The following is a 20374-nucleotide window of genomic DNA, read 5'->3' as shown; positions in this document are numbered from 1 at the left end:
TTTGGGGGCAGTTCATAGATCGGGGTCTGCTGTGACAATCTATCTGCCTATCGCAGAATTGTCGGTGAACATCTTCATCATTCTCGGCATGGGGGCGGCCGTCGGCTTTCTCTCCGGAATGTTCGGTGTCGGCGGCGGCTTCCTGATCACACCGCTCCTGATCTTCTACAACATCCCGCCGGTCGTGGCCGTCGCCACCGGCGCCAACCAGGTTGTTGCCTCCTCTATCTCTGGGGCCATCACTCACTTCCGGCGTGGAACGCTCGATGTGAAGCTCGGATCCGTGCTGCTCGTCGGCGGCCTTTCCGGCGCGACCGTCGGTATTTGGATCTTCTCGCTGCTGAGGCAGATCGGCCAGCTCGATCTCATCATCTCGCTGCTCTACGTCGTCTTCCTCGGCACGGTCGGCGGGCTGATGCTGCTCGAAAGCGTCAATGCCATGCGCCGCGCGGCAAAGAACGTGCCGCCAACGCCCCGTCGACCCGGCCATCACCATTGGGTGCACAAGCTGCCGCTGAAGATGCGTTTCAAGAAATCGAAGATCTTTCTGAGCGTCATCCCGGTCATCACGCTCGGCTTCGGCATCGGCATCCTGACGTCGGTCATGGGCGTCGGCGGCGGCTTCATCATGGTGCCGGCGATGATCTATCTCCTGCGCATCCCGACCAACGTGGTTGTCGGTACGTCTCTGTTCCAGATCATTTTCGTGACCGCCTACACGACTGTCGTGCAGGCTGCGACCAACTTCTCGGTCGATATCGTGCTCGCCTTTATCCTGATGATCGCCGGTGTGATCGGCGCACAGTATGGCGTGCGCGTCGGACAAAAACTGCGCGGCGAGCAGCTGCGTGCGCTGCTCGGGCTTCTGGTGCTGGCCGTCGGCCTTCGCCTTGCCGTTGCGCTGGTCGTAACGCCAGCGGATGTCTACTCCGTGGTCATGGGGGCGAATTGATGCGCCGCTTCCTCGCTGCTCTGCTATTTTGCGCGATGATGCTGCCTGGTGTCGCGACCGCGCAAATGCTGCTCCCGGGCCAGGCGAGCCAAACGACGGCCGAAGGACTTGAGATCGGCACGTCCACCAGCGAAATCGCCATCACCTCGGATTTTCGCGGCGCAGACCTGACGATTTTCGGGGCCGTGACCAACACCGACAGCTTGCTGCTGGCGATTGGCCAGTATGATGTGGTGGTCGTTCTTGAGGGGCCGCGCGAAGACGCAACCGTGCGCCGGAAGGAGCGCGTGTTCGGCATCTGGATCAATACGCGCTCGATGACCTTCGAGGCGGTGCCGCACTCCTATTCCATGTCGAGTTCGCGCATGCTGGATGACATCACCACGCCGCTCGACCTTACGGACAGGGGAATCGGGATCGATCACATTCCGCTGACGCCGGTCGGCTTCGTCGGCGATGCCAGCAATCTCGGCGAGTTCCGGCAGGCCTTTCGCCGGCTGCAGGAGAACGGCGGCCTCTATGATCGCGACCCGAGCGGCGTGCGTTTCGTAAGCTCCAGCCTGTTCAAGGCAAGCCTGCGGTTGCCGGCAAACATTCCGAACGGCGTGCACACCGTGCGCGCCTATCTCTTCAAGAGCGGCAGCTTCGTCACCGAGAAGTCCGTTCCGCTGCGTGTCATCAAGACAGGGATCGAGCAGATGATTACCGACGCGGCGCACGCCCAGCCGATCGCCTATGGCTTGCTCTCCGTCTTCCTCGCGCTCGTCACGGGCTGGGGCGCCAGCGTGGTGTTCCGCAAGGATTGATCATGCCGATTTCGGGCGACGACATCGAAATAGGCTTCGGTCAGGCGTGCGAGCACCGACGTCGTTCCAGCAGGCAGCTTCTTGCCGCAATGCGTGGCGCGCAACTCGTCCATGAATTCCTCCCAGAGTTCCGCACCTCCGGTCTCCAGAAGCTCGGCCCGAATGGAGAGCTCCTCGGAAACCGGAAGATGCCTGCGGCCCCAGGCACCCATATGCGCGAAGATCGGCACCAGCTGGATCGCCATTTCCGTCAGACTGTAGATTGCCTTCTGCTTGTGCGTCGGATCGACCTCACGCGTCAGCAAGCCTCTGTCAACCAGGCGACGTAGGCGGTCGGCCAGGATATTCGACGCAATCCGCTCTTCGGAATGCTGCAGCAATTCGCGGAAGTGGCGCCGATTGCCGAACATGATGTCGCGAATGACGAGCAGGCTCCAGCGATCGCCGAGCACTTCCAGCGTCAGATTGATCGGGCAGCCGGAGCGGTAAGCATCGTCCATTAGTTCCTCCAAATAAACTGCTTGCATTTTGCCACCAGTCAATCTAGCTTTCAACCAATTGCTAATTGCAATCAGTTTCGAGGAGGACGAATCCATGAGGAAGCTTGTTGTTTGGAATCTGATGACGCTTGACGGTTATTTCGAAGGCACGAAACCGTGGGATATCGAATTTCACAATCTTGCCTGGGGTCCCGAGCTGGAGCGCTACGCCGAGCAGTTTGGCGAGGAAGGCGACCTGCTCGTCTTCGGCCGCAAGACATATGAGGGTATGGCCGCCTACTGGCCGACAGCCGAGAGCGAAGAGACGATCAAGGCATACATGAACGACATTGCTAAGATTGCGGTATCAAAGACGATGACGGCGGCGAACTGGAACAACACGCGCGTCGTCAGCGACCCTGTCGCAGAATTGAAGAAGCTGAAGGCCGAGACGGGCAAGACGATCTTCATTTTCGGCAGTGCAGAGCTCGCGGACTCGCTGCTAAAAGCGGGGCTGGTGGACGAGATCCGCATCTGCCTGGTGCCGGTTATCCTCGGCGGCGGCAATCCGCATTTCAAACCGGCCAGTCAGCAGCTTCCCCTGAAACTGCTCGACAGCACGACGACTGAGGGCGGCGCGGTGATCCTGCGATACGAACCGGTCAAGGCAGGCTGAGGACTTACCCGCCGGGTCGCCAACGAATGGAGTTTCCGCCGCGCGAAGATGGAGACGTCTTATCCGCGCTTGGTGGTCAGCCGTTTCGATGCCGTCAGGGCGCCGATCCTTGCAGTCGCCCTTTCCGACGACGAGTTGGGCACAGTGCCAGCCATTCGCCGATCGCTTGGCTATGACAGAAATGCCGTCAGGAGAGAAGTTTTGATGACGCCAGAGAGGCTTGGCTTTGAATCGGTCGGGCATTTCGGTCTGTTTCATACCCGCCATGCCGCTGGATTCTGGCTGGATACGCTTCTCTGGCACGATGGCATCAATCCCTGGCCGGAACAGGATGTACAAGTCAACGGATGAGAGGCCGCCGCAGGATCAGCTCTTTGGTATGCCTCCCCGTCGCTCGAGTGCCGTCTTGCGGATGATCTCCGCAATCTCGGGACTGCTGCTCGACAACATCTGGAAGTCAACCGCATAGAGCGACAGCAGGGAAACCTCGGTTGCTGCGCTGACGGTCGCTGAGCGCGGTTCGCCGCTGATCAGCGCCATCTCGCCAAAAAAACTTCCTGTACCAAGTTCCACCGGATGATCGGGCGTCGCTACACTGACCCTGCCTTCGACGATGAAGAACATCTGGTCGCCAACATCGCCTTTGCGGCAGATCACTGCACCGGTGGGCACGATACGCGGCCGCAGCGCCCGCACGATCTCGATCAGTGCCGCGGATCCAAGCTTCTGGAACAGGGGCACGGCGGCGACCAGCTGCCAGTTGCGAACGAAGTCCCGGCGACGGACCTCTTCGTAGAAGCCGGTGGCGAGGATACCGGCCCAAAGCGCAAAAATGCCGATGCCGCTCATCATCACCAATCCGGCCAGAACCCGGCCTGCCAGGCTTTGCGGGATCTCGTCGCCGTAGCCGGTCGTCGACAGCGTCACAACCGCCCACCACATCGCCTGCGGAATGCTGCCGAACTTATCCGGCTGGACGTCACGCTCGATGACATAACCAGCCAACGCAGCGCCAAAAAGAACGATGCCGAAGACAGATGTCACGCCAAGCAGATTGCGCGCCTCATTCGCAACCACCTTTGCCATCAGCCTGAAAAACGTCGAATCCCGCAGCGGCTTGAGGAGCCAGATGGCGCAATACAGACTCCGATCGCGCGAGGCGATCAACAGGAAGGCCGCCATGGGGACGAAAACAGCCAGCAGGTCGATCAGGAGGGCGGCGTTCCCACCCGATACGCGACTGCGACGCCGCACAAGAAGCGTGCCACTCAGCTGCAGCACATAGACGACCCAGATTGCTGCAAGCACTGCTTCCACGACGAGCCTCGTCTCTCCGGCGAGATCGGGGGTCGTAAGCGTTGCCACCGCCAAAAGACCAATCGCGGTCAGCAGCGCATTGAGTGGCGAAGAGATCTTCGAGAAAGGCACTGCCGACATTCAATACTCCACGAACTGCCCAGGCATTTTCTCAGAATAAATGCCCTGAGGCCAAGCGCAACCGGGGACGGTGCCGCGGAAAAGACACGACACGCGCTCCTTTAGCTCTTCCGGGCCAGGCAGTTTGGCTATCAGCCGGTGACCCGCGTTGCGGCTCGCCGCAAAGAGTATAGACCATCCAGACAGCGAAACGGATGCTTGCGACCATGGTAACTTTGCGACGCTACGCGCCGGCAGATTGCGATGCGACGGTGGAGATTTTCCTGCGGGCGATCCGCGAAGTCGCGTCCAACGACTATACACCGGCGCAGATAGAAGCCTGGGCGCAGGTGGACGACCGGCAGGCCTGGGCGGAGCGCCGGTCAAGCCGGCCGACCTGGATTGCCGAGGCAGCAGACCTGCCGATCGGCTTTGCCGATCTGGAGTCCGACGGGCATCTGGACATGATGTTCGTGCATCCCGGCCATCAAGGGATCGGGGCGGCGACTGCACTGCTGCGGACAATAGAAGCGGAAGCCCGGGCACTCGGGCTCAGCCGTATCTTTACGGAAGCAAGCCTGACGGCCAGGCCTTTCTTCCAACGGCGAGGTTTCGTCGTCCTGACGTGCCAAAGCGTCGAAAAGCGGGGACAGGCGCTCGCCAATTTCCGGATGCGAAAATTGCTCCCATAGATCGGGCGAGCACCGTCGCCATTTCACCGGTGGCAACTCGCATTCGTCTAAAAACCGCTCGTTAATATTTACGAGTTAGTAATCTCTCGGTAACGAGAGGTTCCCTGTAATGCGTATCCGTGCCTTCCTCGCCCTCGTGCTTCTGGCACTTGTTGCCGGCTGCGCCACGACTCCCCGACAGACCCGAAACATCTGTGCCGTCTTCGAGCAGCGCGACGGGATGTTTACGAGCTGGCAGCGCGCGGCAGAAAAGACGGAGCGCAAATATGGGGTTCCGGTCCCGATCCTGATGGCGACGATGTATACCGAGTCCGGCTTCCAACCCTATGCGCGACCGCCGCGCACCAAGCTGTTCGGCTTCATTCCCTGGACGCGACCGTCCACCGCCTACGGCTATTCGCAAGCGCTCGACGGCACCTGGGATCACTATCAATCCGCGACCGGCAGCTGGGCCGCGCGCCGCACCAACTTCGCCGATGCCATCGACTTCATCGGCTGGTACCATTCGCAAAACAGCCAAATGACGGGCATCCCCGTGAACGATGCCTACGGTCTATACCTCGCCTACTATTCCGGCCCGAAAGGCTACATGCGCGGCGACTGGCGCTCGAACGCGCAGCTACAGAAGACGGCGCAGCGTTTTTCCAACATGGCGACGACGTATCAGCGGCAGTTGCAGGAGTGCAATTGAGTTCTTCGCAGGCACCGAAAAAACCTAGTAGAATTCATATACAACGCTGAAGAACGAAACAAATTTGGGTTGGTCGGCATGTGGCGACAGTATTGTTTGACAATACATTCGCGCCCATGGGATTCTTTCTGAAATAGAATCAGGAGAATAGATGGCAGAGCGCTACTTATACGATTACAGCTCGCACCGGGCGGTCATGTATGGGGTTGGCGACCATCTCTATCCGCTCTCCGGCAGCAAGGCAGAGCACTGGATTTCCGGCGACTATATTTTCTGCATGAAGACCCAGGCGATTTCGTTCTGGATTCTGGGAAAGGACGTCTACGGTCACCTCGGCCGCGGCGAGCTGACACGCCAGCCTCTCTACTATTTCGGCGACTAAGGCGAAAGACGGCTGGATAGCTCCCCGCCTGCCGCATAGCGGCGCTCACCCCACGAGGTTGCCAAACCTGACGGAGTAGATCCGGTCACGCCCAAGAAGGTGGGCAATCAACGAGGCCTGATCGAACAGCCCCTTCATCGCCTTGTGGCGAAGATCAAGGCCGCCGGTCATCACGCCGAAAGCCGGCATCAGCAAGCGGGCGCCGTCAGTGGCGAAACACGGACGGCGGACCGACTTTTCGCGGCGGCGCACCGTCGCGGCGGGATGCAGGTGTCCGGCGATCTCGCCCTTTTGCAGGCCGCCCTTCGGCTCGTGGCGAAAGGTCAGGCCGCCGTAATGCATTTCATCGACGGAAGCGCCAGGCAGATCGACGGTCCCGTCGGGATCGTGGTTGCCGTTGATCCAAATCCATTCGCGGCCACGGGCCATTTCCGATATCAGGCTGCGGAACGCCTCGGGCAGATGCGCCGAGCCGACGCGGTCGTGGAAATTGTCGCCGAGCGACACAACCAGTTTCGGATCGTAGCGGCTGATGACGGCCGAAAGCACTGTCAGCGTCGCCAGCGTGTCGTAGGGCGGCAGCAACATGCCGCGACGGGCAAAAGCCGCGCCCTTCTCGAGGTGCAGGTCGGAAACGACGAGGATACCGGCATCGGGCACGTAGAGCGCGCCGAGCGGATCGCAAACGGCAGCAACGCCATGCACAGACGTCTCGACGCCTGGCAGCGCGGCCAGTCCGTTGAGTTCACGCGCGAGCGCCAGGCGGTTCATCAATCCTGTCAGTCCTTGGTCATGGAAGCGCTACCTTCAGGCAGACGCTCATCTCTTCGTCTCATTCATTCCGGATGGTAAGCCGGCGCGAACCTTTCCGGGACTTTCTCTAGGCCAGCGCCTCGGCAATCAGGTCGTCGGCGGCTTCGGCCAGCACCGCGTCGTGAGCCTCGCCATGCACCGGCTCCTTGCCGATCTCCAGCATGACTGGCACCGCTAGCGGCGAGATATGGTCCAACGCGCGATGCGTGATGTGACCCTTGATTCGCCTCAGCATATCGCCAAGCCGGGAAATATCCAAAAGCCCGCTTGCGGCATCCTGCCGCGTCGCCCGCAGCAGGATATGATCCGGTTCGTGTGTCCGCAGCACGTCGTAAATCAAATCGGCCGAGACCGTGACCTGCCGCCCGGTCTTTTCCTTGCCCGGGTGACGGCGCTCGATCAAGCCTGCAATCACGGCGCAATTGCGGAAGGTACGCTTCAAAAGGAAAGAACCGTCGAGCCAGCTTTCGAGATCATCGCCCAGCATGTCTTCGTCGAAGAGATCAGCGAGGCTGAGCCTTCCGTTGCGGATCATCAGCCCCATGTCCTCGAAGCCCCAGATGCCGAGCGAATAGTCCGTTGCGACGAAGCCGAGCGGTTTGGCGCCGGCGCGCTCCAATCGCCGGGTCAGCAGCATGCCGAGCGTCTGGTGTGCCAGTCGCCCCTCGAAGGGATAGATGACCATGTAGCAGCGGCTGCCGCGCGGGAAGGTTTCGATCAGTAGCTCGTCGCGCTTCGGCAGAATCGACTTTTCCTGCTGGATCGCCAGCCAGTCCCGCACCTGATCCGGCAGGTGATTCCAGCGCTCCGGATCCGCGATCATCGAGCGCACCTGATCGGCCAGATAGGTGGAAAGCGGAAACTTGCCGCCGGCATAGGACGGGATCTTCGGATCCATTGAGAAGGCCTGCGAGGCGAGCGCCTCATTCTCGCGGATGCCCTCGAAGCGCAGCACCTTGCCGGCGAAGATGAAGGTATCGCCGGGCGACAGCTGTTCGAGGAAGTATTCCTCGACCTTTCCGAGCGTCGCGCCGCCGCGGCCGAGCCGGCCGCCTTCGCCGCGCTTGACCATGCGCAGATTGAGCATCGGGCTTTCGACAATGGTGCCGAGGTTCAGCCGGTATTGCTGGGCGACCTGTGGATTGGAGACCCGCCAGCGGCCTTCCTTGGTCTTGCGGATACGGGCATAGCGCTCATAGGTGCGCAACGCATAGCCGCCCGTCGCGACAAAATCGACGACGCGCTCGAAGGTCTCCCAGGAGAGATCGGCGTAAGGTGAGGCGCTCCTGATCTCGTCGTAAAGTTCCAGCATGTCGAAGGGCTCGGCGCAGGCCATACCAAGCACATGCTGTGCGAGCGCATCAAGCGCGCCTCTGCCGACCGGCGGGGTGTCCTGCGCGCCGATATAGTTCGCGTCGAGTGCGGCCTGGCATTCCATCACCTCGAAGCGATTGGCGGGCACAAGGATCGCCTTCGAGGGCTCGTCCATGCGGTGGTTAGCACGACCGATGCGCTGGGCAAGACGCGAGGCACCCTTCGGCGCGCCGACATGCACGACGAGGTCGACATCGCCCCAGTCGATGCCGAGGTCGAGCGTGGAAGTGGCGACGACGGCGCGCAGCCGGTTGGCCGCCATCGCAGCTTCCACCTTTCGCCGCTGTGCGACATCGAGGGAGCCGTGATGCAGCGCGATCGGCAGGTTTTCCTCGTTCACCGTCCAGAGTTCCTGAAACAGCGTTTCGGCCTGCGAGCGGGTATTGACGAAGAGCAGCGTCGTGCGGTGTTCGAGAAGTTGCCGGTAGACATCGGGGATCGCGTATTTCGCCGAATGACCCGACCAGGGGATATGTTCCTCGGTGGAGAGGATCGATATATCAGGTTTGGCGCCGCCCTCGACGATCACCAGCCCGGCGCGCCGCTCCTCGCCCCGTTCTTGTTGCGCGACCAGCCATTTCTGCAGGTCCAGCGGCTCGGCGACGGTGGCGGAAAGGCCGATCGTCTGGAGAGACGGGGCGAGCCGGCGCAGGCGGGCAAGGCCGAGCGAGAGCATGTGGCCGCGCTTGGAGGTGACGAGCGAGTGCAGCTCGTCGAAGATGACGTATTTCAGGTCTTTGAAGAAGCGCTCCGCCTCGCGATCGGCAAGCAGCAAGGCCACCTGCTCGGGCGTCGTCAGCAGAATATCGGGCGGGCTCAGCTTCTGGCGCTGGCGCTTGGCGTTCGGTGTGTCGCCGGTGCGGTTCTCGACCGTCACCGGCAGCCGCATCTCCTCTACCGGCTTCATCAGATTCCGCTCGATGTCGACGGCGAGCGCCTTGAGCGGCGAGATGTAGAGCGTGTGGATGCCGGTGAAGGGAAAGCCCGGCGGGATCCTGCCGCGGCGGGTCAGGTCCGTCAGCGAGGGCAGGAAGCCAGCGAGCGTCTTGCCGGCGCCGGTCGGCGCAATCAACAGCGTGCTTTCGCCGGCCTCGGCGCGGGCCAGCAATTCCAGCTGATGGGCACGTGGACGCCACCCTTTCTCCGCGAACCAGCGGGTGAAAGGCGCAGGCAGGACAACGCGGGCTTCGGAATCGATCTGGTCCACGGCGCTAAAGGTAGTGCACCGACCGTCGAAATAGAATGGCGGATCTAGAGCGGGATGCCGTGTAACCGGTTTTCGGCCTAAATCCCGCGCTATCAGGATTCAGATCTTAGGCCCGATCGGCCTAAATCATCCTGATCTAGAGGAAGCGATGCGGATGGAACGGCTTGGGATCGGCGAAGGTCTCGTTGCCGGAAATCTGCTCTGCCAGCAGCCGGCCGCTGGCGGGGCCGAGCGTCAAGCCGTGATGGGCGTGGCCGAAATTAAACCAGAGGCCGCGATGGCGTGGCGCTGGACCGATCACCGGCCGCATGTCGGGCAAGCATGGCCGCAGACCGAGCCAGGGCGTCGCCTCCACCGGCTCGCCGAGCGCGAACAGCGCGCGGGCATGAGCCTCGTCGCGGCGTAGCTGGATGGTATTCGGCGGCGCATCGGGCGCAGCGAATTCGATGCCCGTCGTCAGCCGGATGCCGCGCGCCATCGGCGCCAGCACGTAGCCCGCCTCCTCGTCGACGAGCGAATGGCTAAGTGGCTGACCTTCGCGCTGCGCATAGTGGCGGTGATAACCGCGCTTGATCGCCAGCGGTAAGGGGTAGCCGAGCTTGCGGAAGATCAGGCCCGATTGCGGGCCGAGGGCGACGACAATCTCGCCGGCTTCGATGATCTCGCCCTCGGCCGTGGTGATCGACCAGCCGTTCTTCTCCTCGCGCAATGTGGAGGCATCGGCGCGCACGATCTGGCCGCCCCCCGTCGCAAAAAGCTTCGCATAGGCAGCCGTCAGCGCCTGCGGGTCGGTCACGGTCTTGGGGTCAAGCCAGTGCACGCCGCCCGAGATGCGGCTGCCGGCTGCGGCAAAGGCGGGCTCCAGCGCCAGAAACTCGCTTCCATCAAGAATGCGGATCGCCAGACCATGGGCAGACAGACTTTCGGCCTCCGCACGAGCGGCCTCGAAACGGCGCGGATTCTTGTAGAACGACACCCAGCCTCGGTCGCGGATGAGCTCGGAGGCACCGGCGCGGGCAATCAGCTTGTCATGCTCGGAGACACTGGCCTCGATCAAGGGCAGCAACGCCCGCGTCGCCTTCTCCAGATTGGTCGGCGAGGAATGCCACCAGTAGCGCGCCAGCCATGCGGCGATGCGCGGCAGATAGGCCGGATCGTAACGCACGTCCGATGAACCGTTCAGCGCATATTTGGCAATGGCGCCGAGCTGCCGCGGGAAGGCGTAGGGAATAACGGAGGAGCGCTCGATCAGCCCGGCATTGCCGTAACTGGTGCCGCCGCCCGGCTCGCCGCGATCGGCAAGCATGACGGACCGGCCGCTATCCTGCAAATGAATGGCCGCACTGACGCCGACAATGCCGGCACCGAGAACGAGGATATCTGTCTTCATCGGATGGACTTGGTCAAAGGGCGCGGAGGCTGTGGGCCTCCGCGCGATTGGATCGGCAAGCGATCAGTAGATGTCGAAGGGGAAGTATTTCTTGGTGATTTCCTGATACTTCCCGTTGGCGACAAGCGCGTCGATCGCCTTGTTGAAGCGCTCCTTCAGCTCGGTCTCGCCCTGACGGATACCGATGCCGGCCTGCGTTTCGGTCCCGGGCACGTCGCCGAGCAGCTTGCAGCAATCCTTGCCGGCCTTGTTCAGCCAATCGACCACCACAAACTTGTCGGAGATCAGCGCGTCCATACGGCCGTTCTGGAGGTCGGCGACGGCCTCGTCCTGCGTCGGATACATCTTCGCCTCGGCGCCGCCCTTCGCGTAGACGTCGTTGGCGTAGTCGGCCTGCGTGGTCGAAGCCTGCGCGCCGACGACCTTGCCCTTCATGTCCTCGACGCTGACGCCCTTCAGCGCGCTATCCTTCGGCACGGCGACCGCGAGCGGCGTCGTGTAGTACTTGTTCGTGAAGTCGATCTGCTTCTTGCGCTCCTCGGTGATGCTCATCGACGCGATGATGGCATCATACTTCTTGGCCAGAAGCCCCGGAATGATGCCGTCCCAGTCCTGTGCGACGATCGTGCATTTGGCCTTCATCTCCTCGCAGAGCGCATTGGCCATGTCGACGTCGAGACCCTTGAGGCTGCCGTCGGATTCGACGTAATTGAAGGGAGGATAGGCGCCCTCCGTTGCGATGCGGATTGTGTCCTCGGCGGAGGCGAGATGCGTCGCCGCAAACAAGGCAGCGGCCGCCAGGAAGATGGTCTTTCTCATTGCTGTTCCCTTATTGGAATTGTTTTTGCCCAACAGAGCCGACTTTAGCGGTTCCTTGCCGCTTCACAACCCCGCACCAGCACCGCACCCCGTGTATTTTATTTCGCTCATATATCTTGACTTGACGCATCGCCTAATCATAGATATATTTTATCCACGAATCGAGGAGGCATTCCGATGAAATTGGGCGATGGCGTCGAGCAGGCCATACACAGCGTTGCTATGCTGGCCGGCCTTTCCGAAGGGGGAGTGCTTTCGGCCGCCGCGCTTGCGGTGTTTCACGGCGTCTCGACAAGCTATCTTCTGAAGCACCTGCAGGCGCTCTCCGGTGCCGGCATCCTAAATACGATTCCGGGCCCGAAGGGCGGGTATCGGCTGGCGAAACAGACCGATGACATCAGCCTCCTCGATATCGTCCTTGCGGTCGAAGGGCCGGAGCCGGCCTTCCGTTGCAGCGAGATCCGCCAGCGTGGACCGAACCAACTACCGCAACGCTATTTCGCCAAGCCATGCCAGATCAGCGCGGCGATGCTACGGGCCGAGCGCGCCTACCGCGCCGAGCTCGCCAAGACCAGCATCGCCGACATCCTTGCGCAGCTGACTGCTGACGATGACGGCGGGATCGCCGCCCGCGGCTGCGCCTTCCTTGAAATGAATGAACGAAGAGCGGCTCGCTGAGCCGGAAAACCCAAAGGAGAATGAACCATGCAAGCACGTTTCAACTTCGCCAAGGCATCGCCGGAAGCTTACAAGGCTGTTGCCGCACTGGAGCAATATGTTCAGGGATCGGGGCTCGAGCGCCGCTTCATCCATCTGATCAAGCTTCGCGCCTCGCAGATCAACGGCTGCGCCTATTGCGTCGACATGCACGTCAAGGAAGCCCGCCATGACGGCCTGAGCGAGCAGTGGATCAACCTGATGTGCGTCTGGCGCGAATCGCCGGTCTATGACGCCAAGGAGCGCGCCCTGCTCGGCTGGGTCGATGCAGTCACCCGCATCGCCGAAACCGGCGCACCGGACGCCGATTTCGAAGCCCTGAAGGCGCAGTTTACGGAAGAAGCCATCACCAAGATCACGGTGGCGATCGGCGCGATCAACGTCTGGAACCGGCTCGCTGTCGGCTTCCGGTCACAGCACCCGATCGACAAGCCGGCACAGGCCGCCTAAAGCGCGATATAACGATCGGCGCGGTGGTTGATGGCCACGAAGAGGTTCAACACCACCGCGCCGAGAACCGAATAAAACACCACCGGCGGCGTGGTGACGAAGAAGGCGGAGGCCAGCACGCAGAGGTCGATCGCCATCTGCACAAGGCCCGCGCGGATGCCGAAACGCTCTTGCATGTAGATGCCGAGAATGCCGACACCGCCGAGGCTGGCGCGGTGGCGGTAGAGGGCCAGAAGGCCGAACCCCAGCAAAAGACCGCCGAGCAGGGCCGCCCAAGCAGGATGAATGGCCGAAATGTCCATCACCTTCGGCTGCAGGCTGGTCATGACGGACGTCAGGCCGATGGCGATGAAGGTTTTTACCGTGAAGGCCATGCCGAGCCGCGTCCACGACAGATAGAAGAACGGCAGGTTGAGCAGGAAGAAGGCGAGACCAAAGCTTACGCCGAAGGCATAGTGGAGCAGGAACGCGATGCCGGCGGTGCTGCCGGTCAGCAGACCGGCGCTGGCCAGCATGAAGAGTCCTAATGCCGCAATGAGGCTGCCCGAAAAAATGCCCTGAACGTCCTCGATCGGGGTATGGCGGGTGGCACTGGTGTTCCAGAAGCCGAGGGCATTGAAGAGCTGTGCCATGTCGTTGATCCCCAAACGGCAGACGAGTCCAAGCGCACCCGGGGAAAGGCCCGAGCGGGACAAAACGTGGATGATGAATGATGCCGAGCGTTTTCGGGCTCTTGCGAGCGCCCCCGTGCTGCGGCGAATGATGTAGGGTTATCAGGCGATTTTGCACCGCAATCAAGCGAAATAAGTAAGCAATACTGACCTATTATCACTTCGCAAGAATCGTTCCGCTATACCGCCTTATGCGTAAGGAACAGAATGCCTGAAATAATGTTTGCGCCATCTTTGCGAATGGCCGTCTTGCTGACGGCGCTGACATCAAGGCCATAGCGGGCGCAGAGCGCGCGGACGTAAGCTTCGGAATGGGAGTAGCGCAACGACGGCGCGAGATGGAACCCATAGTCTCCGCCGGCATCCTCGACCGAAAATGCAAAATCGGCACCCGGCACGACAAGCGCTGAAACGGCCTCGAACACGCTCTCGAGATTACCGAGATACATCAGGACGTCAGCCGCCGTGACGAGGTCGGCACGGTGCCTCGCACACTCCGCAAAGAGGCCCGTGGCCTCCGGAGCCAACGACAGATCGGCCTGTTGCAGGTGATCGTAGACATGCTTTTCGGCCGCCTTGGCAAGCATGTTCTGCGACAGATCGAAGCCCTCGAGGCGCGCAACGCGATCGCGGATCTCCGGCCCCAGCAGGCCGGTGCCGCAGCCAAGATCCACGGCCAGCAAATAGTGCCTGCCAGTCGTGGCAACGAGTGCGGCAAGCTTGCCCGGAACGCTGTAGTCCAATTTCTCCACCAGCGACGTCTCGAAGCGATCCGCATAGTCGTCGAACAGGCGTTCGACATAGCTGCTCGGTGGCTGGTCGGGTGTCGTGACGTCGCCGAGCAGAGCAAGCTTGAGCTCCGCACCGAAAATATCGTCCGGGCTCGCATCCAAGGTCTGCCTGTAGGCCTCGATCGCGCCGGCCGTGTTGCCTGATTTCTCGCGGTAGCCGGCAAGGCGATACCAGCCGGCGGCCCAGTGCGGTACCAGCTCCAGCGCCTGCTCCATCAGTTCGGCGGCGGCATGCGGCTCGCCGCTTTCGTCGAGCATCTTGGCGTAATCGGCACGGCGGTCGGCGATGACGTCGCCTGAAGTGAGCTGGTTGGACTGCATGGTGAAGACCTGTTGGCATCGGCCCGCATTTGGCTGCGGCCACAAAAAAACTCAAGTCCTATTTCAGAGGCGAGGATGCCAGACCTGAAAAAGGCTTGCGAGCAGCGATTCGCGCCCGTATTTCAGGGATAAACAGGAGATGGCGCATGTCCGATCAGGTGAACAAGTTTCTCGGCGATTCCGTCGGCCGCACATTGGTCAAGCTTTTGGTCGTATCGTTGATCGTCGGCTTCATCATGGCCGTGTTCGGGTGGGCGCCGCTCGATTTCATCTACGGCTTCCGCAATTTCGTTCTGGAGGTCTGGCATCGCGGCTTTTCCGCTCTCGGACGCGTCGGCGACTATCTGCTGCTTGGCGCGACCATTGTCATTCCCGTCTTCCTTCTCATCCGTCTCTTCAGCTATCGGCGCTAATATGACTTCTCTCATCCTTTCGCGGCGCGGCCTGCTGCACATGTCTGGGCTTGTACTGATCGCTGGCGTTGCCAGCTGCACCACGGCACCCGCGCTATCCTCCATTCCTTCGAACGGCGACGACGAGACGGCGGACGCATTGCCGCTTGTCAACCAGTTGCGCAGCAAGAACGGGCTGCCGCCGCTCTCGGCTGATCCAGCGGCAAAGGCTGCGGCGATGTTTCAGGCAAAGCGCATGGCATCTGCCGGCAAGATGAAGCACGTCATGGGCATCGGGGACGGCTTTGCCCCGCGCGTCAAGGCAAGCGGCGTGCAGATGCCGGCCGCTGAAAACATCGCGGCCGGTCAGCAGTCGGTTCCCTCGGTTGTGACCGCCTGGATCAACTCGCCGCACCATCTGGAGAACATGCTCGGCCGCTATAATGGTTTGGGCGTTGCGGTCGCCCACAATTCCGCTTCCAGAAACGTGCCCTACTGGGCAATGGTGCTTTCCGGCTGAGGCGATTCTGCCTCAGCTTTCAGAGGCAGGCATGGATACTCACGGTCACGAAAACAGGCTGGCATTCGACGTCACGCACCGGCTGGTGCTCTCGATCGCGATTCCGATGACGCTCGGCTTCATCACCACGCCGCTGCTCGGTCTCGTCGGCACCGGCGTCGTCGGGCATACGGGCCAGCCGGACGCGCTCGCGGGGCTTGCGATCGGGGCGATGCTGTTCGACCTGATCCTCGGCAGCTTCAACTTCCTGCGCGCCTCCACCACCGGGCTGACCGCCCAGGCCTTCGGGCGGCACGACCGGCATGCTGAGCAGGGCGTTTTCTGGCGGGCGCTGATCTCGGCGCTCGGCTGCGGCGTGGCGCTTCTCTGTCTATCGCCGCTGCTTCTCGCAGCGGGGCTGAAGCTGATGGGACCGGAGAACGCCGTTGCGGCCGCGACCAGCACCTATTTCTCCATCCGCATTCTCGCCGCACCGGCAGCGCTCGCCAACTACGCGATCCTCGGCTTCGTGCTCGGCCGGGGCCAGGGCGGTGTCGGGCTCCTGCTGCAGACGATCATCAACGGCACCAACATCGTGCTCGCCATTTACCTGAGCCTTTGGCTCGACTGGGGTGTCGCCGGTGTTGCCTGGGGCACGATGGTCGGCGAGACGGCTGGTGCAGTCGTCGGCCTGCTGATCGTCCTCCGCAGCTTCGACCGCGCCGACCGACCGACACGTGCGGAGACCTTCTCGCGGCATCAGTTGGCCGAACTCTTCGCATTGAACCGCGACATCCTGATCCGCACCTTCGTGCTGCTTGCCGCCTTCACGCTGATGACGCGGATCGGCACCAGCTTCGGGGCGGTGACGCTTGCTGCCAACGCCGTGCTGATGAATTTCTTCCTGCTCTCGGGATATTATCTCGACGGACTTGCCAACGCGGCCGAACAGATCACCGGACGTGCCATCGGTGCACGCTACCGGCCGGCCTTCGACCGCGGACTGAAGCTGTCGGCGCTCTGGTCTTTCGGACTTGCCGGCATCATCTCGGTGTTCTTCCTGCTGGCCGGTCCCTGGCTGATTTCGGTGCTGACCACATCGCCGGAAGTCCAGCAGGCGGCCGAGACCTACCTGCCCTGGGCCGCCGTCACCGGCCTCACCGGCGCCCTCGCCTTCCTGATGGACGGGGTGTTCATCGGCGCCACGTGGTCGACGGACATGCGCAACCGCATGCTGATGTCGTTTGCCGGCTACCTCGTCGCGCTCGCCGTTTTCGTGCCGCTCTTTGCCAACCACGGCCTGTGGTTGGCGATGAACGGCTTCCTGCTGGTTCGCGGGGTATTCCTGGCGATGCTCGTCCGGCGGCGGGCGGATCAGACGTTCCGCGTTGCCCAGTAATCCGTCCTGCTGTCCCTGAGATCGCGGATCGATTTCACCTGCTCGCGATCCAGCAGCTTCGACAGGCCGCGGACGATCGTGCCCGGCAGTCCCGGCCCTTCATAGACCATGCAGGAATAGAGCTGTACGAGGTCGGCGCCGGCCTTGATCTTCTCCAGCGCCGTTTCCGCCGACGACACGCCGCCGACGCCGATGATCGGCATCGCCCCGCCGACACGCCTGCGGACCTTTGCCAGAACGACGGTCGATCTGTCGAACAGCGGCTTGCCGGAGAGCCCGCCCGCTTCCTTCGCCTGGCGCTGATCCCTAAGGCCATTGCGGGAAAGCGTGGTGTTCGAGACGATCAGGCCATCCAGTGCGTGCGACAATGCTTCGGCAGCGATATCATCCAGCCCCTCATCCGTCAGATCGGGCGCGATCTTCAGAAAGACCGGGATCTTCCTGCCAGACTTAGCGGCTTCGTTATCGCGGGCGGAAAGCACCGCCGACAAGAGCGCAGCGAGGCTTTCGCGTGCCTGCAGATCGCGCAGGCCCGGCGTGTTCGGCGAGGAGATGTTGGCGGTGAAATAGCGCGCGACGGAATAGAAACGGCGGATTCCGAGAACATAGTCGCCGATACGGTCTTCGCTGTCCTTGTTGGCGCCGATGTTGACGCCGATGATGCCGTTGCCGCGCACGGCCGACAGCCGCGCGAAGGCGGCGTCGTGTCCCTCGTTGTTGAAGCCGAGGCGGTTGATGACGCCTTCATCCTCGACCAGCCGGAAGATGCGCGGACGCGGGTTTCCGGATTGCGGCTTCGGCGTCACGGTGCCGATCTCGGTAAAGCCGAAGCCGATCTTCAGCAGCGCTTCCGGCACTTCGGCATTCTTGTCATAGCCGGCGGCCATACCGATCGGATTGACGAAATCGAGGCCGGCAACACTCTGCCTCAAGCGCGGATCGGGCGCGATCCGGCAGGCTGGAACGGCACCTGCCTTCAGCGCGGCGATCGACATGCCGTGCGCAGTCTCTGGGTCGAAGAGGAAGAGCCCCTTGCGGGCGGCGTGCTTGAACAGATCGATCATGGCTGAAGGTCCGGAAAGATATGCTGGCCGGCGGCATCGAGCGGCAGCGGCTTTTCCCACAATACGGCCGAGGACGGCAGATCTGCATAGAGATGCGGGAAGAGATCGCCGCCGCGTGACGGTTCGAAAACGAGCTCCTCGCCGAATTTGCTGCCATCGACGGCAACGAGCAGAAGCCCCGTCTGACCCGCGAAATAAAGTGCCGCCGTCTGCTTGACCTGGGCGGCTGTCGAGAAGTGGATATAGCCGTCCTGGAGGTCGATCGCGGCACCCCGGAAAATGCCGGCCGCCTTGGTCTCCTGCCAGAGCGTTTCCGTCACGATCTTGTAAAGCGTGGGTGTCAGGGTCATGATGGCCTCGGAATGACTGGTCTTTCCCGGGCTTTGCCGCAAAGCGAAGGCGATGTCCACGCCTCGCTGCGAAAAATGCGGCGGCCACCGAGATTTCCGGAGGAAATCATGAGACATATCGCAATCGGCTTTTTCGCGCTTCTTTTGCCGCTCGGTGGCTACGCGGCAGAAATAGACACGTCCCGCTTCCAGCTGGAGCGAAGCGGCGACCACTTCGTGCGCCTCGACCGGAAGACTGGCGCCATGTCGCTCTGCGAGGAGAAGGACGGTACTCTCGCCTGCCGAATGGCCGCCGACGAGCGCGCCGCCTACGAGCAGGAACTCGACCGACTTTCGGCCCGCGTCACGGCGCTGGAGAACAAGAGCATCGTCAACAAGGCCCTGCCCTCAGACGCGGAAATCGACCGCTCGATCGGCATCATGGAGCGCTGGATGCGCAGCTTCATGGGGATAGTCAAGGAATTCCAGGACGAGGAGGAGCGCAATACCCTTCCGCAAAAGACATGATTTGGTATAGTCATATCAGAATGGAGGCATGTATCGTGTGGGGAGCACGGGCCATGACCAGGCAATCGGGCTCTTGGGAGGGAGCGATCGATGCAGGAACAGACAATCATCATTGCCGACGACCATCCGCTTTTCCGGGATGCGCTTCGTCAGGCGGTGATCGGCATGGAAGGTCATCCTGAGATCGTCGAGGCCGGCGATTTCGCCGCAGCGCGGATGGCCGCCGGGGAGCACCCGGAAGCAGACCTGATGCTGCTCGATCTTTCGATGCCTGGCGTCAGCGGCTTCTCCGGCCTGATGGCGCTGCGCTCCGAATTCGCCGGGCTGCCGATCGTCATCATCTCCGCGACCGATGATGCGACCACGATCCGCCGCGCGCTGGAACTCGGCGCATCCGGCTTCATCTCCAAATCCTCAGGGATCGACGACATCCGCCGCGGCATCCAGACGGTTCTGGCCGGCGATATCGCCACGCCAGAGAGTTACCGGGACGGACAGGAACAGGACCCTGACGTCGCCGACTTGATCCACCGTCTGCATACGCTGACACCACAGCAGAGCCGTGTCCTGACGATGCTGGCAGAAGGCCTTCTCAACAAACAGATCGCCTACGAGCTCGGCGTTTCCGAGGCGACGATCAAGGCGCATGTCTCGGCCATCCTGCTCAAGCTCAATGTCGACAGCCGCACGCAAGCGGTGATCCAGCTCGGCAAGATCAACATGGCAATGGTGGCCTGAGGGCCCGGGACAGGATTTTATTCCTTTCATCTCTTTACTCCCGCTGGGCTTGCGGTTAATATTTCGCCGTTGAAGGATCGCGCACGCGCGCAGAAATCAGGCGACATGCTGTCACACGAGCAAATCTGGGGAGCGATCGACAGGCTTGCCGAACGCCATGACCTGACGCCGTCCGGTCTTGCCCGACGCGCGGGGCTCGATCCGACCTCCTTCAACAAGTCCAAGCGACTGTCTGCCGATGGACGGCTGCGCTGGCCCTCGACAGAATCGATCGCCAAGGTGCTGGATGCAACCGGCGCCAGCATGGAGCAATTCCTGACCTTTATGCGCCCGGCAGGCAGCTTTTCCAGCCTTGCTGAGGGGGCCTTCCCGCCGCAGGGCAGCTCGATCCCACTTCTCGGCTTTGCGCAGGCCGGCGCTGGCGGTTTCTTCGATGATGGCGGCTTTCCGGCCGGACAAGGCTGGGACGTCGTGGAATTCCCGACGGCGCCCTCGCAGAAAGCGGGCGTCTATGCGCTCGAGGTTCAGGGCGAGAGCATGATGCCGCTCTACCGCGATGGCGACGTTCTGATCGTCGAGCCCGGCGCGCAAGTTCGCCGCAACGATCGCGTCGTCGTCAAGACGCGCGAGGGCGAGGTTATGGCCAAGGTACTGTTGCGCCAGAGCCCGCGGTCGATCGAATTGATGTCGCTCAACCCCGAGCATCCGAACCGGACGATCGAGCTTTCCGACGTGGATTGGATCGCCCGCATCATCTGGGCCAGCCAGTAGGAAGATA

General features: G+C 61.9%; 24 protein-coding genes and 1 pseudogene. 15 read left to right on the top strand and 10 right to left on the bottom strand.

Translation table 11 applies throughout. The features are described 5' to 3' along the window. The first annotated feature begins 31 nt into the window (after positions 1 to 31). Together BSG20_RS24460 and BSG20_RS24455 are read left to right on the top strand one after the other, a co-directional pair. Positions 32 to 952, top strand: coding sequence for a sulfite exporter TauE/SafE family protein (locus BSG20_RS24460; protein ID WP_072379452.1), 921 nt, complete (start codon positions 32 to 34; stop codon positions 950 to 952). Next, a complete protein-coding gene (locus BSG20_RS24455; RefSeq protein WP_072379454.1) occupies positions 952 to 1758 on the top strand; it encodes a TIGR02186 family protein in 807 nt (268 codons plus the stop codon). The genes BSG20_RS24460 and BSG20_RS24455 overlap by 1 nt, the downstream gene beginning before the upstream one ends. Here the strand turns inward: BSG20_RS24455 and BSG20_RS24450 are convergent. Next, positions 1686 to 2258 carry a winged helix-turn-helix transcriptional regulator gene (locus BSG20_RS24450; protein ID WP_244541406.1) on the bottom strand — a complete coding sequence of 191 codons (573 nt, stop codon included), beginning with the start codon at positions 2256 to 2258 and terminating at the stop codon, positions 1686 to 1688. The two genes, BSG20_RS24455 and BSG20_RS24450, sit on opposite strands and share 73 nt — an antisense overlap. A 94-nt stretch (positions 2259 to 2352) precedes the next feature. Between BSG20_RS24450 and BSG20_RS24445 the strand changes: the two genes are divergently transcribed. Both BSG20_RS24445 and BSG20_RS37035 read left to right on the top strand, forming a co-directional pair. Continuing rightward, positions 2353 to 2913 carry a dihydrofolate reductase family protein gene (locus BSG20_RS24445; RefSeq protein WP_072379456.1) on the top strand — a complete coding sequence of 187 codons (561 nt, stop codon included), beginning with the start codon at positions 2353 to 2355 and terminating at the stop codon, positions 2911 to 2913. After that, positions 2912 to 3264 (top strand): annotated as a pseudogene (locus tag BSG20_RS37035) (alpha/beta hydrolase family protein); the annotation flags it as partial. The gene BSG20_RS24445 and the pseudogene BSG20_RS37035, both read left to right, overlap by 2 nt. Before the next feature lie 15 nt (positions 3265 to 3279). Here the strand turns inward: BSG20_RS37035 and BSG20_RS24435 are convergent. Continuing rightward, positions 3280 to 4350 carry a cyclic nucleotide-gated ion channel gene (locus BSG20_RS24435; RefSeq protein ID WP_072379460.1) on the bottom strand — a complete coding sequence of 357 codons (1071 nt, stop codon included), beginning with the start codon at positions 4348 to 4350 and terminating at the stop codon, positions 3280 to 3282. A 206-nt stretch (positions 4351 to 4556) separates the two neighbouring features. Between BSG20_RS24435 and BSG20_RS24430 the strand changes: the two genes are divergently transcribed. The 3 genes from BSG20_RS24430 to BSG20_RS24420 all read left to right on the top strand — a co-directional run bounded on the left by BSG20_RS24430 (position 4557) and on the right by BSG20_RS24420 (position 6094). Beyond that, positions 4557 to 5021 carry a GNAT family N-acetyltransferase gene (locus tag BSG20_RS24430; RefSeq protein ID WP_072379523.1) on the top strand — a complete coding sequence of 155 codons (465 nt, stop codon included), beginning with the start codon at positions 4557 to 4559 and terminating at the stop codon, positions 5019 to 5021. A gap of 109 nt (positions 5022 to 5130) precedes the next feature. Then, on the top strand, positions 5131 to 5712 hold the full coding sequence (locus BSG20_RS24425) for a transglycosylase SLT domain-containing protein (protein ID WP_024313117.1): 582 nt from the start codon (positions 5131 to 5133) through the stop codon (positions 5710 to 5712). Positions 5713 to 5863: 151 nt separating this feature from the next. Then, the gene (locus tag BSG20_RS24420) at positions 5864 to 6094 is read left to right on the top strand and encodes a hypothetical protein (RefSeq protein WP_024313118.1); all 231 of its coding nucleotides are present in this window, start codon (positions 5864 to 5866) and stop codon (positions 6092 to 6094) included. A 45-nt stretch (positions 6095 to 6139) separates the two neighbouring features. On the opposite strand, the gene pdeM is transcribed toward BSG20_RS24420, so the two are convergent. The 4 genes from pdeM to BSG20_RS24400 form a co-directional block, all read right to left on the bottom strand. Further along, positions 6140 to 6868, bottom strand: coding sequence for a ligase-associated DNA damage response endonuclease PdeM (gene pdeM / locus BSG20_RS24415; RefSeq protein WP_177309879.1), 729 nt, complete (start codon positions 6866 to 6868; stop codon positions 6140 to 6142). Between the two features lie 106 nt (positions 6869 to 6974). Further along, positions 6975 to 9488 (bottom strand): ligase-associated DNA damage response DEXH box helicase, encoded by a 2514-nt coding sequence (locus BSG20_RS24410; protein ID WP_072379464.1) that lies wholly within the window; start codon positions 9486 to 9488, stop codon positions 6975 to 6977. Positions 9489 to 9624: 136 nt separating this feature from the next. Next, entirely contained in the window at positions 9625 to 10878 is a 1254-nt protein-coding gene (locus tag BSG20_RS24405; RefSeq protein ID WP_072379465.1) for an NAD(P)/FAD-dependent oxidoreductase, read from the bottom strand. Positions 10879 to 10941: 63 nt separating this feature from the next. Beyond that, positions 10942 to 11697 (bottom strand): ABC transporter substrate-binding protein, encoded by a 756-nt coding sequence (locus BSG20_RS24400; RefSeq protein WP_072379467.1) that lies wholly within the window; start codon positions 11695 to 11697, stop codon positions 10942 to 10944. Positions 11698 to 11874: 177 nt separating this feature from the next. Between BSG20_RS24400 and BSG20_RS24395 the strand changes: the two genes are divergently transcribed. Both BSG20_RS24395 and BSG20_RS24390 read left to right on the top strand, forming a co-directional pair. After that, complete coding sequence (locus tag BSG20_RS24395) at positions 11875 to 12375, top strand: RrF2 family transcriptional regulator (protein WP_072379469.1); 501 nt, start codon at positions 11875 to 11877, stop codon at positions 12373 to 12375. Between the two features lie 27 nt (positions 12376 to 12402). Further along, the gene (locus BSG20_RS24390; RefSeq protein ID WP_024313124.1) at positions 12403 to 12864 is read left to right on the top strand and encodes a carboxymuconolactone decarboxylase family protein; all 462 of its coding nucleotides are present in this window, start codon (positions 12403 to 12405) and stop codon (positions 12862 to 12864) included. Here the strand turns inward: BSG20_RS24390 and BSG20_RS24385 are convergent. Together BSG20_RS24385 and BSG20_RS24380 are read right to left on the bottom strand one after the other, a co-directional pair. Further along, positions 12861 to 13496 (bottom strand): YitT family protein, encoded by a 636-nt coding sequence (locus tag BSG20_RS24385; RefSeq protein WP_072379471.1) that lies wholly within the window; start codon positions 13494 to 13496, stop codon positions 12861 to 12863. The two genes, BSG20_RS24390 and BSG20_RS24385, sit on opposite strands and share 4 nt — an antisense overlap. A 218-nt stretch (positions 13497 to 13714) precedes the next feature. Beyond that, positions 13715 to 14647 (bottom strand): class I SAM-dependent methyltransferase, encoded by a 933-nt coding sequence (locus BSG20_RS24380; RefSeq protein ID WP_072379473.1) that lies wholly within the window; start codon positions 14645 to 14647, stop codon positions 13715 to 13717. A 146-nt stretch (positions 14648 to 14793) separates the two neighbouring features. Between BSG20_RS24380 and BSG20_RS24375 the strand changes: the two genes are divergently transcribed. From BSG20_RS24375 to BSG20_RS24365, 3 genes are read left to right on the top strand one after another with little or no spacing between them, the layout of a single operon-like run. Next, the gene (locus BSG20_RS24375) at positions 14794 to 15060 is read left to right on the top strand and encodes a DUF6460 domain-containing protein (protein WP_024313127.1); all 267 of its coding nucleotides are present in this window, start codon (positions 14794 to 14796) and stop codon (positions 15058 to 15060) included. Between the two features lies 1 nt (position 15061). Next, a complete protein-coding gene (locus BSG20_RS24370; RefSeq protein ID WP_072379475.1) occupies positions 15062 to 15559 on the top strand; it encodes a CAP domain-containing protein in 498 nt (165 codons plus the stop codon). Between the two features lie 31 nt (positions 15560 to 15590). Next, complete coding sequence (locus BSG20_RS24365; RefSeq protein ID WP_072379477.1) at positions 15591 to 16937, top strand: MATE family efflux transporter; 1347 nt, start codon at positions 15591 to 15593, stop codon at positions 16935 to 16937. Here BSG20_RS24365 and BSG20_RS24360 read toward each other — a convergent pair. Continuing rightward, the gene (locus BSG20_RS24360) at positions 16913 to 18001 is read right to left on the bottom strand and encodes a quinone-dependent dihydroorotate dehydrogenase (protein ID WP_072379479.1); all 1089 of its coding nucleotides are present in this window, start codon (positions 17999 to 18001) and stop codon (positions 16913 to 16915) included. The two genes, BSG20_RS24365 and BSG20_RS24360, sit on opposite strands and share 25 nt — an antisense overlap. Further along, positions 17998 to 18351: a DUF952 domain-containing protein gene (locus BSG20_RS24355; protein WP_177309878.1), complete on the bottom strand. Its 354-nt coding sequence runs from the start codon at positions 18349 to 18351 to the stop codon at positions 17998 to 18000. Before BSG20_RS24355 ends, BSG20_RS24360 begins: the two co-directional genes overlap by 4 nt. Positions 18352 to 18459: 108 nt before the next feature. Between BSG20_RS24355 and BSG20_RS24350 the strand changes: the two genes are divergently transcribed. The 3 genes from BSG20_RS24350 (at position 18460) to BSG20_RS24340 (ending at position 20367) form a co-directional block, all read left to right on the top strand. Then, positions 18460 to 18858, top strand: a complete 399-nt coding sequence (locus BSG20_RS24350; RefSeq protein WP_072379482.1) for a hypothetical protein — start codon at positions 18460 to 18462, stop codon at positions 18856 to 18858. Positions 18859 to 18948: 90 nt separating this feature from the next. Next, positions 18949 to 19596, top strand: coding sequence for a response regulator (locus BSG20_RS24345; RefSeq protein WP_072379484.1), 648 nt, complete (start codon positions 18949 to 18951; stop codon positions 19594 to 19596). A gap of 105 nt (positions 19597 to 19701) precedes the next feature. Continuing rightward, a complete protein-coding gene (locus BSG20_RS24340) occupies positions 19702 to 20367 on the top strand; it encodes a S24 family peptidase (RefSeq protein WP_072379485.1) in 666 nt (221 codons plus the stop codon). Positions 20368 to 20374 lie beyond the last annotated feature (7 nt).

It is taken from the genome of Rhizobium tibeticum (assembly GCF_900110205.1).
GTDB classification, from domain to species: Bacteria; Pseudomonadota; Alphaproteobacteria; order Rhizobiales; family Rhizobiaceae; genus Rhizobium; species Rhizobium tibeticum.
This window is presented reverse-complemented; position numbering and strand designations above follow the sequence as displayed.